Annotated in this window: 12 protein-coding genes; 2 read left to right on the forward strand and 10 right to left on the reverse strand. The window is 36.6% G+C overall.

The window, feature by feature from the left end:
* Positions 1-720: 720 nt before the first annotated feature.
* Entirely contained in the window at positions 721-1,845 is a 1,125-nt protein-coding gene (gene dnaN / locus MM236_RS17985; protein ID WP_241276382.1) for a DNA polymerase III subunit beta, read from the forward strand.
* Positions 1,846-1,950: 105 nt separating this feature from the next.
* Here the strand turns inward: dnaN and MM236_RS17990 are convergent, their stop codons facing one another.
* Both MM236_RS17990 and MM236_RS17995 read right to left on the reverse strand, forming a co-directional pair.
* The gene (locus MM236_RS17990; protein ID WP_241276383.1) at positions 1,951-3,147 is read right to left on the reverse strand and encodes an ATP-binding protein; all 1,197 of its coding nucleotides are present in this window, start codon (positions 3,145-3,147) and stop codon (positions 1,951-1,953) included.
* A gap of 369 nt (positions 3,148-3,516) precedes the next feature.
* Complete coding sequence (locus tag MM236_RS17995) at positions 3,517-5,298, reverse strand: alpha-amylase family protein (RefSeq protein WP_241276384.1); 1,782 nt, start codon at positions 5,296-5,298, stop codon at positions 3,517-3,519.
* A gap of 298 nt (positions 5,299-5,596) precedes the next feature.
* Here MM236_RS17995 and MM236_RS18000 point away from each other — a divergent pair, with 298 nt between their 5' ends.
* Positions 5,597-6,124 (forward strand): lipocalin family protein, encoded by a 528-nt coding sequence (locus tag MM236_RS18000; protein WP_241276385.1) that lies wholly within the window; start codon positions 5,597-5,599, stop codon positions 6,122-6,124.
* Between the two features lie 27 nt (positions 6,125-6,151).
* Here MM236_RS18000 and MM236_RS18005 read toward each other — a convergent pair whose 3' ends face one another.
* From MM236_RS18005 to MM236_RS18040, 8 genes are all read right to left on the reverse strand, one after another.
* Positions 6,152-6,904, reverse strand: a complete 753-nt coding sequence (locus MM236_RS18005; protein ID WP_241276386.1) for a hypothetical protein — start codon at positions 6,902-6,904, stop codon at positions 6,152-6,154.
* Between the two features lie 227 nt (positions 6,905-7,131).
* Positions 7,132-7,731 (reverse strand): putative outer membrane beta-barrel protein, encoded by a 600-nt coding sequence (locus MM236_RS18010; protein WP_241276387.1) that lies wholly within the window; start codon positions 7,729-7,731, stop codon positions 7,132-7,134.
* Positions 7,732-8,099: 368 nt separating this feature from the next.
* Entirely contained in the window at positions 8,100-8,981 is an 882-nt protein-coding gene (locus tag MM236_RS18015; protein WP_241276388.1) for a hypothetical protein, read from the reverse strand.
* 65 nt (positions 8,982-9,046) lie between these two features.
* Positions 9,047-10,336 carry a M20/M25/M40 family metallo-hydrolase gene (locus MM236_RS18020; protein ID WP_241276389.1) on the reverse strand — a complete coding sequence of 430 codons (1,290 nt, stop codon included), beginning with the start codon at positions 10,334-10,336 and terminating at the stop codon, positions 9,047-9,049.
* Between the two features lie 2 nt (positions 10,337-10,338).
* On the reverse strand, positions 10,339-10,986 hold the full coding sequence (locus MM236_RS18025) for a hypothetical protein (RefSeq protein WP_241276390.1): 648 nt from the start codon (positions 10,984-10,986) through the stop codon (positions 10,339-10,341).
* A 131-nt stretch (positions 10,987-11,117) separates the two neighbouring features.
* Positions 11,118-12,425, reverse strand: coding sequence for a UDP-N-acetylglucosamine 1-carboxyvinyltransferase (murA, locus tag MM236_RS18030; RefSeq protein WP_241276391.1), 1,308 nt, complete (start codon positions 12,423-12,425; stop codon positions 11,118-11,120).
* On the reverse strand, positions 12,426-13,097 hold the full coding sequence (locus MM236_RS18035) for a DUF4290 domain-containing protein (RefSeq protein ID WP_241276392.1): 672 nt from the start codon (positions 13,095-13,097) through the stop codon (positions 12,426-12,428). It lies immediately after the preceding gene.
* A gap of 210 nt (positions 13,098-13,307) precedes the next feature.
* On the reverse strand, positions 13,308-15,563 hold the full coding sequence (locus tag MM236_RS18040; protein ID WP_241276396.1) for an ATP-dependent helicase: 2,256 nt from the start codon (positions 15,561-15,563) through the stop codon (positions 13,308-13,310).
* Positions 15,564-15,959 lie beyond the last annotated feature (396 nt).

Genomic DNA, 15,959 nt, shown 5'->3' on the forward strand with positions numbered 1-15,959 from the left:
GGTTGTCTTTTTCCATCCTAATTGATCCAATACCCTAGGTTTCACCTAGGGCTCGACCATGGCGGACAAGTTATTGAAAAGTTAGAATGCTTCACCGTCGTTAGATATATCGGTTTTTATACGATCCACCGACCACGAAGTGGTCAAACCTCTCAATAACCTCGGGTGAAACCCAAGGAAAACAATGACAAAGACCCCACCAACTTCCGACCCTGAAAGGGTCGAACGCTCATTTACAAAAAGTTTAACCGTTTCAGAGGTATTGATCTCTCCTTCGTGTCACGTCTTGAAAATAGTTGATACTTTTTTCAATTAAAGGATTTCAACCCCTTTCGGGGTTGTGGATTGTCGATAATTTTTTTTCCGTGGGTTTAAAACCCATGGCTATTGAAAAGTTTAACTACTTCGTAGTTTGTTCAATTAGGAATTAATAAGCCTTACACCAAAAATCTTATAGCTAATAAAGCTTTTAAGTTTCAGGTTTATTGTTCTGATGTTTTCTTTCGCATTTTAGTAGCCTATTTTTTACCACTCCTAAAATTCCTCTGCCTTCCTTTGCTCCTTTGAAATCTTCGCGAGAAGCTTTTCCTCCTTCATCCTTTTAAATTCCTCCTTTCCACTACTTTTTTTCAATGAAAATCCAAGTCATTGGCTGTGTTTATGATTTTATTTCTAAATTTACCCTGTTATAATATTTCGACATAAAATAAGCTAATCGATATGAAATTTATTGTTTCTTCTTCTGCGCTTTTAAAGCAGCTTTCAGCGATCAACGGGGTAGTGACTACCAATCCTGTGGTACCTATTTTGGAGAATTTTCTTTTTGAAATCAAAGAAGGGAAATTGACCGTAACTGCCTCTGATCTGCAAACTTCCATGATGACTGAAATTGACGTGGAGGCGAAAGAAGATGGGAACATTGCTGTGCCAGCGAAGATTTTGATTGAAACGCTGAAGAACTTACCTGAGCAACCTGTTACTTTTAGCATTGACCATGATACTTACAGTATTGAGATCAGTTCTGATAATGGTAGGTATAAATTGGCAGGTGAAAACGCCACTGATTTCCCGAAAATCGCAACAGTGAGCAACGCTACGACTGTAGACATGTCCACTGAGGTTCTAAGCAGTGCTATCAGCAATACTATTTTTGCAACAAGTAATGATGAACTGAGACCGGCTATGACGGGTGTTTATATCAACTTAAGCAGCACCAATGCTACTTTTGTTGCTACGGATGGTCACAGATTGATCAGATATAGAAGGGTGGATATCGCTTCCCCAGATGCGGCAAGCATTATCATCCCAAGAAAGGCTCTTAACCTATTGAAATCTACACTTCCTTCCGAAAATGTCCCAGTGACTGTAGAGTTCAACAGCTCCAATGCATATTTCAATTTTGGTAGTATCAAGATGATCTGTAGATTGATTGATGAGCGCTTCCCTGATTATGAAAATGTAATTCCTGTGGATAATCCAAACCACATGACTATCGATAGAATTGAGTTCTTGAGTTCTTTGAGAAGGATTGCTATCTATGCAAACAAAACTACCCATCAGGTAAGGTTGAAATTGGCTGGAAGCGAATTGCAGATTTCTGCTGAAGATTTAGACTTCTCTAACGAAGCAAATGAAAGATTATCTTGCGACCACGATGGTGAAGATATCGAGATTGGATTCAATGCGAAGTTTTTGGTAGAAATGCTCAACAACATTTCTTCTAAGCAAGTTACACTTCAATTCTCAGCTCCAAACAGAGCAGGTTTGATCGTTCCTTCTGATAAATCAGAAAATGAAGACATCTTGATGTTGGTGATGCCAGTGATGTTGAACAATTATGTTTAAAGGATATTGATGGATATTTTGCTTTCGCAGAATTGATATTAGTAGATATTTTTGAACCGCATTATGGTTTTAATAAAAAGCCCTGACAGAGAAGTTAGGGCTTTTTTAATATAGGAAACCGAAAAGATAAAGAGGGATTTTGTTTCCCATTCCATAGATCATTTCATCTGCCGCAATGTAGGAATTTGGAATGTTAGCTATTTGGTCGAAAGTTTTATTTTTCCCGCCTATTTCAAATTCAAACTGATTATTAACTAAAAAATCTCCATTCTTGGCTGTAGTGAGTATGGAGCCACTATTTTCTAGTTGATTATAAAAAAATGTCTGTCTAATATTGCCGGAATTTTGATTTTCTAAAGCGAGAGCGTAAATAAGGTTGGTATTTGATAGGTAAATTTTGTCTGGTTTATTCATCATGCTTATCCCTTTAGAAGAACTTCTCAAACTTTTGATCAGTTTAGAAACTTCCAACATGTGGAGCATTTCGAGTAGTCTTGGTCTTGTTGTGTCTGTTTTTTCAGCAAGCTTGGTTATGTTTGGACTGAATGGTACGGAGGTGGAAATTAGATAGAGAAGTTTTTTCAATTTTGCTCGAGTGCTTGTCGAAATGTCTTTGCCTTCCGGTAGATCATAATCAATGATAACATTGATGAGTTGGTTGATTTTTGAAACATAGTCTCTTTCATCCTCCAAAAAGAAAGGGTATGATCCAATCTTTTTGTAGTTTTCAAAATGTAGCATCACATCTGGAACTGAAGCAAGAATGGGATCGATTAATTTTTGGTGATCTTTTATAATTTGATTGAGGTCGTATTTTTCCAACTCAATCTTCAATTTGAGACTCAAATATTCCCTAAAAGATAATTCAGGTAATTCATAATAAACAAGTCTTCTACTTAAATCCGCTTGTGATTTTTGTAAGGCCAAAATTGAGGATCCAGATATGATTAGCTTGAGATCAGGGTAGAAATCATAGATGTTTTTTACAGCACTTTGCCAATCTTCATATTTATGTACTTCATCCAAAAGTAGATTTTTACCTCCCAATTGATAAAACCTTTCTGCCAAATCTACCAAACTATTTTGTTTGAAATAGAGGTCATCTAAACTCAAATATAGGGATTTGTCCAGTGGCAAGTTTTCTTTAAGGTACTGAAGCATTAATGTAGATTTTCCTGTACCTCTAGCACCCAAAATACAGATTGCTCTGCCATTCCAATTGATTTTATCGTAATGACTTCTTTTAAAATCAGTCTTTACTGACTGCAATAAGTTTCTGTATCTATTGAATAATTCTTCCATCGTATCCTCAAAGATACGTAATATATTTAAATATGTATCTTTGAAGATGCGAATAAATTATAAAAATTGTATTTCTAAAAGTGCAATTGATTCACACCAACTGTATTAAAAGAATTCGGTATTGGAAATTTTGGCTAAAGCCAACTCAAATTATGATCCTTTCTAAGGATGGGCTAAAGCTACATCCCAATTGATAATCTTCCACTTCAATTGTCTCCTGCTTTAGCTGGAGGGAATTAGGTCAATGATTTTATCTAGGCTTTAGCCAAATAATTCGCATTTATGTTTTTAGAATAAATAGAAAAAAGCCCTCCTTAAAGGGCTTTTAAATCTCAACTCAATTAACCAATAACTAAATCACCTTTCAACTTATCTAACCTCCAAAATCCAACTCTCCAAAGGCTCCAAATCTACTCGGACTCTTGCTTGACCTTGATCAACATAAAGTTTAGCATTGACTTTTCCATATAACTTTTCTTCTAATTCATATTCCCCATCCTTCATTCCCCAAGCTGTCACCATACTTGCAGGTAATTGCAAATCAAACCCAAATGAATCATTTTTGTCAAAATTGGTGATGATGATGAGCTTTTGATCCTGTGACCATCTTACATAAGAAAACACCCTATCATTATACCATTCTGTATTTCCTCTGTTGAAGGAATGGATCTCAGCATAGTTTCCAGCCAAGGCAGGACTTTTTACTGTGAAATTGAGCAAACGTTTGTAGAAGTCTCTCAGGTTTTTTTCAGCAGCGCTAAGCTGCCCTCCATCAAATTCCCCATTATTCATCCAACGCTGATGGTGGGGAACACCAATATAATCGAAAATCGATGTCCTACTTGGACTTCCAAAACCAGCATTTTCAGCACCAGGTTCGCCAACCTCCTGACCAAAGTAAATCATCATAGGAGCCTGATCTATTGTAGCAGAAAGCACTGCCGATGGCTTTGCGATTTCTGCTTTGCCAGCAAATTCAGGACTGGCGATCCTTTGCTCGTCATGGTTCTCCAAGAAATGCAACATGTGTTGGCTGATATCTGAAAGTCCTTGTTGAATTTGGATCAAGTTGTCTGTGGAACCTCTGCCTTGCATGATGTTTTTCAAAGTGTCATACAGTTCTACTTTGTCGTAGAGATAATCCATCTTCCCTAGTTGAATATAGTTTCTATACTCTCTTGGATTGTAGATCTCAGCAAGGAGGAAAGCATCAGGGCTTTCCATTTTGATGGCTGAATTCATATAACTCCAGAATTCAACTGGTACCATCTCCGCCATGTCAAATCTAAATCCATCAACACCTTTTTTCGTCCAAAATAAAGCAATGTCTTTGAATTTCTTCCAAGAATCAGGCACCTCTTTGTTTTTCCAAAACTCAAAATGGGCTTTGTAGTCCTCTTCTCTGAAATGAAGTGGCAATTCTTCAAAATCTTTGCTTCCATCTGGTTTGATACCATAATTTATTTTGACAGTTTCGTACCAGTCGTTGAAATCAGGTCTTGCCTCACGAGAACCATTCCCAGTCCATTTAGCAGGATTTTCTTCAAATATTCCATCAGAAAGGGGATGTTTCTCTCCTCCTAAAGGACGATATTCATTCTGAGCAATCGGAACTTCAAATGATTTGCCGGGGATGTAGTAAAAATTATTATCTCTTTTGTACTCGACATTCGTATCGTCATCCGCTCCAAAATCCTTGATGCCTTCTGGGTTGTTTTTCCCCTCGTATCTTCTCGCTACATGATTGGGTACGATATCGATGATGACTTTCAAGTCATTTTGGTGTGTTCTTTGGATCAAAGCTTCAAACTCTTCCATTCTCTTGGAGGGGTCATCTGCCAAATCGGGATTAACGTTATAATAATCCTTTACTGCATAAGGCGAACCTGCACGTCCTTTGACTACATCTGGGTCATCATTGGATATTCCATATGCTGTGTAATCCCTAATTACGGCATGATGCGGAATTCCGGTGTACCAAATGTGTGTTACCCCTAAACCTTTGATCTCCTGAAGTGCGTTATCTGAAAAATCAGAAAATTTGCCAATTCCGTTTTCTTCAAGAGTACCCCAAGGTTTGTTGGTGGTATTTGTGTTTCCAAAAAGACGTGTAAAAACTTGATATACTACTACTTTGTGGTTCTGTTCCATTTGCAATTTCTGTTCCTTTTGTTGGTTTGGTTGATCACAACTTATCATACCGAAAAGTAAGAGTGAAATAATGAAGGGTTTATTGAAGGAAGTTATCATAATCTCAAATATAAAAAATGTTATTAGGCTAAAAACATTAAATTGAAAAATCAGCTTAGCTAATTTCAATAGTATTTTGTTTTATTAAATAGCATTAATATCTTGGATACAAATTCTGCCACCAAAAATTATAGTTCTCAGTTGAATTGTTTTATTTTTAACTAAATTTATTTTATCCATAAACAAAACCAATCAAAATATGAAAGACTGTTTATTTAAGTACTCGTTGGCAATCTTGGTAATTTTTAACCTGATCCTCTTTACCTCCTGTGGAAATGATGATGATCCTGAGATAGCTAGTATTGAAGGGACTTGGAATTACGATGAATTTGATATTGATATCAGAATCAATAATAAGACAGATATTGAGTTCTTTATGCAGGAATATGGACTGACAGCAGCTCAAGCAAATGTTGCTTCTGAAGCATTAAAAAGTGAGTTTTTTGAAGCTAGTGATTTTGAAGGTACTAGGCTGATTTTTTCGGGAAATGGTTCATACGAAATCAGGGTTAATGACCGAATCGATGAGACAGGGACATATGTGGTTAGTCCAAACAACAGTACACTTTCTTTAAACTCTGAAGATGAAGTTGTAGTATTTCAGATCCTGGAGTTGAGTAGAAATAGGCTGTCGATTTCTCTTTCTGAAAGTTTTGAAGAGGATTTGACAGAAGATGGCGTAGATGATGAAATAGAGATTTTACTCACCTTATCATTTGTGAGGTAAAAATATTTTGTCGGAGGGAATTGTTTTTTAATTTCCCCCGACAAAAATATTCTCTCCATCTTTTTGGAGAACAAAGCCCTTCCAAGCAAAAAGCAAATAATCCCCATCACTCCAGTTACCTTCTCCAGTCTTTTTTAATAGAATTCCTGTTTTGGAATTTGGTAGAAAAATTTCTGCATTTTCAGCACCATTATCAAAGTGAAGATAAGCTTGCACGCTATTGTCGATTTCTCCTTCTTCTATTTGATTCAGCTCGAATTCAAGTTCTGAAGGGTTTATACAATTGTTTGTCAATTGCGACTTAATAGCATTTTTCTCAAAAAAACATTCTGACTCCAAAGCATCACAGTCCGTCAAATCGAATGTTAAACCATTGGTGAAACTCAATTTGGAAAGGTCTTTAAGCCTTACTTCATTTTCATCAACAATAATTTCCCCAAAACCTTCAGTAATTTTACCTTCTGTAACCTGAAATGCAACCTGTCTTTTACTTTCCAAACCTTCAGAAGTAAATGAATAATCCCCAATCAGTTTGTCACCTTCAATTTTCCCTACGAATGTTCCAAAGTTTTGGTCTTTTTCTAAAATCGAATAAACAAGTTCTCCTTGAACAGTATCATCAACTTGATTGATTTTGAATCCAGCTACAGAACCATTTGATTCGTAGTAATAGCAACCGGTTTCAATTTTGACTTCATTTGATTCAGTTACTGACTTTTTACTTTGGCCACAGGAGAAAAGTGTAGCTAACAATAATATCAGGAGAGAGCCATTTTTCATGTGTTTATAATTTGTTTTTCAGAGGTCATCCCAATTGGTCGGGACAGGCTATGGAATCTCGCATGGTTGATAATCATCCCAGTGTGTGATGTTCTTCGTCATGCTTGTTTTCATATGCTTGATGTCGGATGGTTAAAGGTGTTTAAATTAAATCATCTATAAATATGCCACTTATTAAAAAAGTAACAATAATTTAAGTTCTTCAACTTCTTCACAATTTTTGCTTCTTATTTTCTTCCAAAGAAATAATTCACACCGAGATTTACTTGCCCTAAGTTTATTTGGAAATTATTTTCTTCTAAGTAGCCGGTATTCCAATTAGATTGGTAAAAAACTTCACCAATGCTGGCATCAAACCCCCATTTTTGATTTGGCATAAATGTAAATGCTGGGCGTAGCGAAAGATAGACTCTTGTACTGCTCTCTTCATACAACGATGAATTCAAGTCTCTATTTATTGTTCCAACCAAACCTTTTCCTTCTAAACTGAAAAAGAACTTTTCTGATATTGAAAAGAATTTTCTCGCAAAAAGGCCACCTGCAAAACCTGAAACTTTCAAATCTTCAAAAAGATTTGTAACAGGATTAATGTTTGGACGATTGGATGAAACAAAATTCACAACCGGTCCTACAGCCCACGATTCATTTATAAAAAAGCCTGTTTGCCCATTAAGGGAAAAGAGAGTGTTAGCAGGATTGTTGGAAGCTGAAAAATTAGTTTTTGTTGAGAAATAAGTCATATTTCCACCAACATATTTCGTTCCTTTTGAGAATTGCCCAAAAGAAGCCATTGGCACAAATGCCAAGAGAATTAGAAGTTTTTTCATTTATTGGATTTTAGAATATTGGTGAAATGTAGTAATAATATTTCTTTTTCAAACGAATTATTTTTTAATAGAAAATTACTCTGTTTTATTTAAGAAAAACACCTTCAAAATAATTGAAATGAATCGTTAAAAACCTAAGCATGCAAATACAAAAACTTCGATAATAAAACTTAAAATGACTGAATCATAGGGAAGATTGACTTTCGTGAATTGAAAAAAATTCTAGAAAACAGTAAAATTTATTATACACAGATAACTTTTACTTTTATACCTATTAGTTACTATACTTTTCTATTAGTTTAAAATCACAAAATCTTAGATATTTCAATTATCTTTTTTTTTGAAAATGGTAGTTAAGCTAATAATTTTTATTTATTCAAATTATTTGAAGTATCTTTTATCATCGTTGTTTTTTGGACAGATATTGAATTTTCTTTAAGGTAAATTTGAAAAGTATTTCTATTTAAATTAACTGGTTTGCCATTGAACCATCGATAATAATCCAATGAAATATCTCTGACCTTTTCTGGATTGTCAATACAATCATTGATACTGCCGGTAGCCAAATCCACTATTGATTTGAGGTCTCTATCTTGATAAAATTTTTTTTCTTTTGAATCGCATTGCAAATATATTCGCTTTGGCTTTGGAATTTTTTGATTTAATAAAAATAGTTCAAGAAATTTAATAGAGTTTTTTTGTTGACTTTCATTGTTTCCAAATCTAGAGTCTTCATCAGAAAGCCATAAGATATTAGTGTTTTTTATCTTGGAAGCCAAGAAAGCATAAACTGAAAAGGTTAAAATCATTTCTGCCAAAATATGTGGTTTCCATTTTCCAAAGCCTTTTGCTTCAAAATGCTCTATTAAAGTGTCTTTAGAAAAATTATTGACAACTTCCTTGTTAATAACTAGTGTAAATAAATACCCTTTCATTTGATCTATTATTTCTAAATAATCAGGTAAAAGACGTTTTCTTTGTTTGTCCTGAAAGACTTTCTTAAAATCAAAAAATGAATTCTCGGGAATTCTATTTAATTCCCGAAATTGATTCAATCTTTCTGAGTGTAATAAAAGTTCATTATCATCTGTTACTAAAAATGAATATACGCTAAAGTTGTTTCTTTTTCCATTTTCTATATAATCTGAAATTATAAAAATATCATTACCAAGAATAGGATTTAGCTCTGTAAGTTCTTTGAAATTATCTTTTATATATAGATCGTCAAGTATTTTCTGAACGTTTATCATTTTACATTTATCACATTTGTTTTTTTAATTCAAAATTGAATGTAAGAATTAATTTGATTTACATATTATTTTTGTAGTAATCGATAAACAAACAAAGTACTTCTTTTGATCAAGTCGGGGTACTGTTTCAAATTTATCGTTTCGGCGGGTGAGTGAGCACCACTTCCAGAAGCTCCAATGCCATCAATGCAATCCAAATAATCAGCCACATAAGAAATATCGCCTGCTCCTCTTGAGCCTGGATCTCCAGCTTTTACTTCACCAAATCCCATCTCAGTACTTACTTTGTTGAGAATGTTGACCAGTGCCATGTTTCCTTCTGTGGGAGGCATTGAAGGAATTCCGTCTTCAAATTCAATTTCAGCTGTAGTGCTATTCAAGTTTTGAGAAACAATTTGTCTCATCTTTTCTCGTGCAGTTTCTTTCTGTTCTTCACCCAAAAATCTTAAATCTCCTGTGACAAAAGCTTCTCTTGATATAATGTTGGTTTTTCCTAGGGCTTCACCTTTTCCGCTTACTGGGTCATAAAGCACGTCTGAGCCCCCAATGATTTGTCCGGGGTTGAATGTCAAATACTGTTCATCTGCCAACTGTACTCTGAAATCATTTAGGATTCTAGAGGCTTCAAAGATTGCTCCATAACCAGCATTACCTCCAAATACTCCAGATGAATGTACTTGTTTGCCAGTAGTCTTCAATGTCCAGCCTGAAGCACCTCTTCGGGCAACTGTAGCTATATTGAATCCTTGAGCAGTTTCATAACCCAATGCAATGTCATGCTGCTTGGCTCTTTCTACAAAATCCAACCTGCTTACCCAACTTGGTTTTCCAGAATTTTCCTCATCTCCTGTGAAGTAGACCGTAATGGTTCGGTCTTCCAATAAACCCATGTCATGCAATGCCTTCAAGCTTGCGAAAATCATCGCATTACCACCTTTCATATCATTTACTCCCTGTCCTTTAGCCGTTTTTTCATCTACGATGGAAAAGGGATAAAATGGCATGTCCTTTTCAAAAACAGTGTCCAAATGGCCAATAAAGAAGAGTTTTTTGCCTTTGTTTCCTTTTCTGCTAGCCACAAAATGTCCAGCTCTCTGAAGTGAATCTGGCAAAGTGATCCATTCTATTTGAAAACCGATTTTAGCAAATTCCCTTTCATAGACTTTGGCAACTTCCCGTACTCCCTTGAGGTTGAATGTCCCAGAGTTAATATTTACTGTTTCCTCTAAAAGTTTGATTGTTTCACTATAATTTTTTTCAATGGCTTCAATAAGTTTTTGTTCTACTTTACTGAGCTGCTGGGCCGAAATCTGAAAAGAAATCAAAAGTAAAAAGACAATAATTAGCTTCTTCATATCTATTTGACCTCAATATTTGTGAACCAAATGAATTTCACTCCTTGATCATTGTAATGCTCTGTAGCGAAAGTGACACCTTCAAAAGTTTGCTCAGTTTCCCAAGTGAATGCCCTTCCTTCTGTTCCATTTCCTTTTCTAAATACCCATTCTCGGATCATAAAAGCTTCGTCTAAATAAAGGTCATAAGCATCTCCTGGTGTATAGCCATCTTCATTGTTGTAAACAATGGTAAGTTTGGTGCCTACTTCTCCAGAAATAGGGGAAGGGACATCTTTGGATTCTTCATAGGTATATCCTGAGTCCCACATCAGTTGGAATGGGTACATCAACCAATACTTGTCATTGATAAACCCTGCATCTGCTTTTGGCAATTTTTCATGTGGAAGATCAAGACTGTAAGTGTAACTTGTGTCAGCATCAGCAAAATAGACAGTACGCTCTTGGATGTTCCATTTCCAATCTCTTGTTCGAACTATATCTCCCGCTTGGACATTCCAAGTGTATGCAATGGAATTGATTTTTTCGAAATTTTCAAATCCATAGGCTTTAGCCACTTTTTGGGGTGTGCTAAGTTCTTCTTTTTGTGTGGAGCAGGCGAGAATAGCTATACAGATTAAAGCGGAAATCAAGAATGTTTGCAGTTTCATAATGAGGAAGATAAGTGATTGAAAGTACAATTTAATCGATTCTACAGTTAAAAAAAGAACCATCAGCAAATAAATGCTGATGGTCATTGTGATTTTGCTATATCATCCTGTCAGATAATATCTTTTTGAGCTTATTCTATCCTTACGATATCTGCTCCAAGTGCATTCAATCGCTGATCTATATATTGGTATCCACGATCGATTTGCTCAATATTATCTATGACAGAAGTTCCTTCTGCAGAAAGTGCAGCGATCAACAATGCTACACCCGCTCTGATGTCAGGAGAAGTCATGCGAATACCCCGCAATGCATATTTTCTGTCAAGGCCAATTACTGTTGCTCTATGTGGATCACAAAGTATGATTTGAGCTCCCATGTCTATCAGTTTATCTACGAAGAAAAGTCGGCTTTCAAACATCTTTTGGTGAACCAAGACGGTTCCTTTAGCTTGTGTCGCAGTTACCAAAATGATGCTCAATAGGTCAGGAGTGAATCCAGGCCAAATAGCATCTGCGACGGTCAGGATGGAGCCATCTATAAATGTGTCGATTTCATAATGCTTTTGCGCAGGAATGTGAATATCATCACCTCGAAATTCCAAATTTATTCCCATCCTTCTGAATGTATCTGGGATTATCCCCAATCTATGGATTTGGGCATCTTTGATGGTGATTTCTGATTGGGTCATAGCAGCAAGGCCGATAAATGATCCAATCTCAATCATATCTGGAAGTAATGTGTGCTCCGTTCCTTTGAGTGACTTCACTCCTTCTATGTTCAATAAGTTAGAACCAATTCCAGAAATCTTAGCTCCCATTCTATTGAGCATTTCACAAAGCTGTTGCAAGTACGGTTCGCATGCAGCATTATAGATGGTAGTTTTTCCCTCCGCCAAAACTGCTGCCATGACGATATTTGCTGTACCTGTTACAGAAGCTTCGTCGAGAAGCATGTATGCCCCTTTGAGGTTTTTGCCGTCGATATGGTAGATTTCCCTTTTATTGTCATATCTGAACTCTGCTCCAAGTTTCTGAAAACCCGTAAAGTGGGTGTCCATCCTTCTTCTTCCGATCTTATCTCCTCCTGGTTTTGAAAGCTTGCCAGTTCCAAATCTTGCCAAAAGTGGCCCTAAAATCATCACAGATCCTCTAAGCGAAGAAGCTTTTTTCAAAAAGTCTTCTGTATCCAAATATTTCAAGTCAATCTGATCAGCTTGGAAAGTGTAAGATTCTGGACCGATTTTTTCCACTTTCACACCCATATCCCCAAGCAATTCTATTAGCTTGTTTACATCGCGGATGTTGGGTATTTTATTGATGGTGATTTTTTCCGGAGAAAGTAAAACTGCGCAAAGAATTTGAAGCGCTTCGTTTTTTGCTCCTTGAGGTGTGATTTCGCCTTTTAGTTTTAATCCACCTTTTACTCTGAATGAAGACATTTATCTACGTTTTTTGGAATGACCGCCGTTATTGTTATTTCTTCTTCTATTGTTTCCGCTGAAGTTTCTGCGGTTGCTTCCTGAATTTTCCGCTTCGATTGGAATCTTAAAGTCCCTTCTTGTATTGGTTTCGAAAAGCCCCATTTCCTTCACCTTTTCCAGGTCTATGTGTAACTTTCCTTTAGAGAGTGTTTTGATATCATCCAAAATGATTTGATCATCAAAGTTGTCTCTGTTCCATGTCGAATGAAAACTTCTCATCAACTGACCAATGTAAATGATGGCAGCTTCCTGTTCTTCATCGTCTTCTATTTCTACAGCTTTTTCGATTAGCTTTTCAATGTTTCTACCGTAGTGCTTAAATTTCACTTCATCAACGGGATAACCGATTGGAAGTGGTTTTTTACCTAGCAATTCTTTCTCAGGCATTGGGTAAGGACCATCTACTTCTAAGGTGAAGTCTGACATGATATACAAATCATCCCAAAGTTTTTGGTCACTTTCCAGCTTGAGGTTGGGGTTCAGTTGCTTGATGATTTCAACAAGCGTGTAGGCACTTTGTGTTCGCCTTTCACGATCCTCAATACCAGTCACATGCATGACTAGCCTTTGGATATTTTTTCCGTATTCTTTCAAAATGACTGTATGTTTATTTTCTTCTAAATTATTCATGACCAGCACCATTCATAATATCGTGATGAAGTTACAAAAAATCTCACAATATCAGGTCTGACTTATTTAATGCTTCTAGCAACTTTATTTGCTGTATTGGACTTGTGTTTAGATGATTTACATCGATTAAGTTTAGATGATTTAATCTCTGTCTTTCAAATCTATAAGAATCATCTGCAATTAAATGATAATAATTGAGAATACACTGAGTTATTCCATTATTCGAAGCTTTGCAAAGCTAAGTAATAAAGTCTTTTCTCCAAAATTCTCGAATTCTATCGTTGCTTTTTTATTGATTCCTTCTACCTCTATCTTCAAAACCTTGCCAAAACCGAATTTCGGATGCTCGACTTTCATACCTTCACCAAGATTGTTGGTGTTTGAGGGTTTGAAGTCTGGGCTTGGTGTATGAACTTTAGCAGTAGTTTGTGGTCGCATGGATGGGTTTTTCTTGATCCCAATGAATCCATTCCTGCCTTCACTCCCTTCATTTCGCAATGCACCTGCCGGTGAAGCTGTCATACGCTTATTCACGCGGATACATGCAGGATCTACTTCTTCAAGAAATCTACTTGGCTCACAGTTCAACAGCCTCCCATAGCGATACCTTGTCAAGGCATACGTAAGGTAAAGCTTGTCCATTGCTCTGGTAGATGCTACATAAAATAGTCGTCTTTCTTCCTCTAAATCCTCACGGCTTTGCATCATCATCTGGGAAGGAAAAAGATCTTCTTCCATTCCTACGACAAATACTTGCTTAAATTCTAGCCCTTTTGAAGCGTGAATACTCATTAATGTAACACAATCTGTGGTGTCCTTGTCCCTATCGTTGTCAGTTAAAAGAGCAATTTCCTGAAGAAAAGCCCCTAAAGATTTATCCTCATTTTCCGGATTGTCCACATATTCTTTGATCGCATTGAGCAATTCTTGGACGTTTTCATACCGATTGAGACCTTCAATAGTCTTATCTTCATATAGATCTCTAAGCAGTCCAGACTGTTTGGAGATAGATGAGGCTGCTTCAAATGCATCTTTCCGTTCGACTTCAATGCTAAAGCTTTTGATCATTGTCGTGAAATCTTCTACAGCGTTGGAAGCTCTTCCAGACAAGAAACTGTTGGCATTTGTCATTACTTCCCAAAGGGGAATGTCATGCTCATAAGCAGCGACAAGCATTTTTTCTACAGAGGTATCACCAATACCCCTTTTTGGATAATTGATGATTCTTTTGAAAGCTTCTTCATCGTCCCTATTGACCACAAAGCGCATGTAAGCCATCAAATCTTTGATCTCTTTTCTTTGGTAGAATGACAAGCCACCGACAATCTTGTAGGTGATGTTCATCTTTCTCAAAGCTTCTTCCATTGACCTAGACTGGGAATTGGTTCGATAAAGGATGGCAAAATCACTGTTGTCCAGTTTCTTGTTGTTTTTCTCCTCAAAAATCGTTGTAGCAACTACTCTTCCTTCTTCACTGTCTGAACTTGCCTTGATGAGTTCGATCATGTCTCCTTCATCATTTTGGGTCCAAACGTTCTTTTTGAGTTGAGCTTTGTTTTTGGCAATGATGCTGTTGGCTGCTTGTACGATGTTTTTGGTCGATCTATAGTTTTGTTCGAGTTTGACTACAAAAAGGTCAGGGTAATCTTTTTCGAAATTTAAGATGTTTTGGATATCCGCACCACGGAAAGCATAGATACTTTGTGCATCATCGCCAACCACACAGATATTTTGGTGAACCGCAGCCAGTTTTTTGGTAATTAGATATTGAGAAAGGTTGGTATCTTGAAACTCATCGACCATCACGTACTTGAAGCGTTGTTGATATTTGTTCAAGACATCAAGATGATCTCTGAAGAGTACGTTTGTGTTGAAAAGCAAATCATCAAAATCCATTGCAGAGGATTTGAAAAGTCGTTTTTGGTAGATTTTGTAAATTTCCCCCATCTTTGGTTTCATTGCTGCATCATCATCTGCCTTGATGTAGGGATCAGTGAGATAAGTTTCCCATGAAATCAACCTGTTTTTGGCGCCTGAAATTCTAGAAAGTACAGTGTTTGCTTTGTAAACCTTATCATCAAGCTTCATTTCTCTTACTATAGAACGGATGAGAGATTTGCTATCATCGGAGTCGTAAATAGTGAAATTGGAAGGGTAGCCGAGTTTTTCGGCTTCGACACGAAGTATTTTGGCAAAAGTAGAGTGAAAAGTTCCCATCCAGGTATTTCGAGCTTCTAAACCTATCAGTCTTTCAATCCGACCCTTCATTTCTGCTGCAGCCTTGTTGGTAAAGGTCAATGAAAGAATGTTGAAAGGGTCAACACCTTTGGCATGGATCAAGTGGGCGATCCGGTAAGTGAGCACCCTTGTTTTGCCCGATCCGGCACCTGCGATGATCATCACAGGCCCATCAGTATGTTCTACAGCTTCTTTTTGTGGGGGGTTTAGTCCTTTAAGGTAATCCATCGTTATTCTTTCCATTCTACAAGTTTCAAAGTTAATGGATTTTTTGGCTTTAATTACCCGCTGATTACGCTGATGTTCGCAGATTTTTATGTTGTGTTTTGGATTTTTTATGTTTTTGTACTTTCTGCGGAAATCTGTGGTATCTGCGGGAGAAGAATTATTGCCCGCTGATTACGCTGATGATCGCAGATTTTTATGTTGTGTTTTGGATTTTTTATGTTTTTGTCCTTTCTGCGTAAATCTGTGGTATCTGCGGGAGAAGAATTATTGCCCGCTGATTACGCTGATGATCGCAGATTTTTATGTTGTGTTTTGGATTTCTTCAAGTTTTTGTCCTTTCTGCGTAAATCTGCGGTATTTGTGGGAGAAAAATTATGGCCCGCTGATTACGCTGAT

The organism is Belliella calami (assembly GCF_022549695.1).
Classification (GTDB): domain Bacteria; phylum Bacteroidota; class Bacteroidia; order Cytophagales; family Cyclobacteriaceae; genus Belliella; species Belliella calami.

Excerpts from the sequence above, each read along its gene's own strand:
- murA (WP_241276391.1), bottom strand. The coding sequence starts at position 12,425 with ATGTCTTCATTCAGAGTAAAAGGTGGATTAAAACTAAAAGGCGAAATC.
- MM236_RS18035 (WP_241276392.1), bottom strand. The coding sequence starts at position 13,097 with ATGAATAATTTAGAAGAAAATAAACATACAGTCATTTTGAAAGAATAC.
- MM236_RS18000 (WP_241276385.1), top strand. The coding sequence starts at position 5,597 with ATGAAAGACTGTTTATTTAAGTACTCGTTGGCAATCTTGGTAATTTTT.
- MM236_RS18025 (WP_241276390.1), bottom strand. The coding sequence starts at position 10,986 with ATGAAACTGCAAACATTCTTGATTTCCGCTTTAATCTGTATAGCTATT.
- dnaN (WP_241276382.1), top strand. The coding sequence starts at position 721 with ATGAAATTTATTGTTTCTTCTTCTGCGCTTTTAAAGCAGCTTTCAGCG.
- MM236_RS18010 (WP_241276387.1), bottom strand. The coding sequence starts at position 7,731 with ATGAAAAAACTTCTAATTCTCTTGGCATTTGTGCCAATGGCTTCTTTT.
- MM236_RS18040 (WP_241276396.1), bottom strand. The coding sequence starts at position 15,563 with ATGGATTACCTTAAAGGACTAAACCCCCCACAAAAAGAAGCTGTAGAA.
- MM236_RS18020 (WP_241276389.1), bottom strand. The coding sequence starts at position 10,336 with ATGAAGAAGCTAATTATTGTCTTTTTACTTTTGATTTCTTTTCAGATT.
- MM236_RS17995 (WP_241276384.1), bottom strand. The coding sequence starts at position 5,298 with ATGGAACAGAACCACAAAGTAGTAGTATATCAAGTTTTTACACGTCTT.
- MM236_RS17990 (WP_241276383.1), bottom strand. The coding sequence starts at position 3,147 with ATGGAAGAATTATTCAATAGATACAGAAACTTATTGCAGTCAGTAAAG.
- MM236_RS18015 (WP_241276388.1), bottom strand. The coding sequence starts at position 8,981 with ATGATAAACGTTCAGAAAATACTTGACGATCTATATATAAAAGATAAT.
- MM236_RS18005 (WP_241276386.1), bottom strand. The coding sequence starts at position 6,904 with ATGAAAAATGGCTCTCTCCTGATATTATTGTTAGCTACACTTTTCTCC.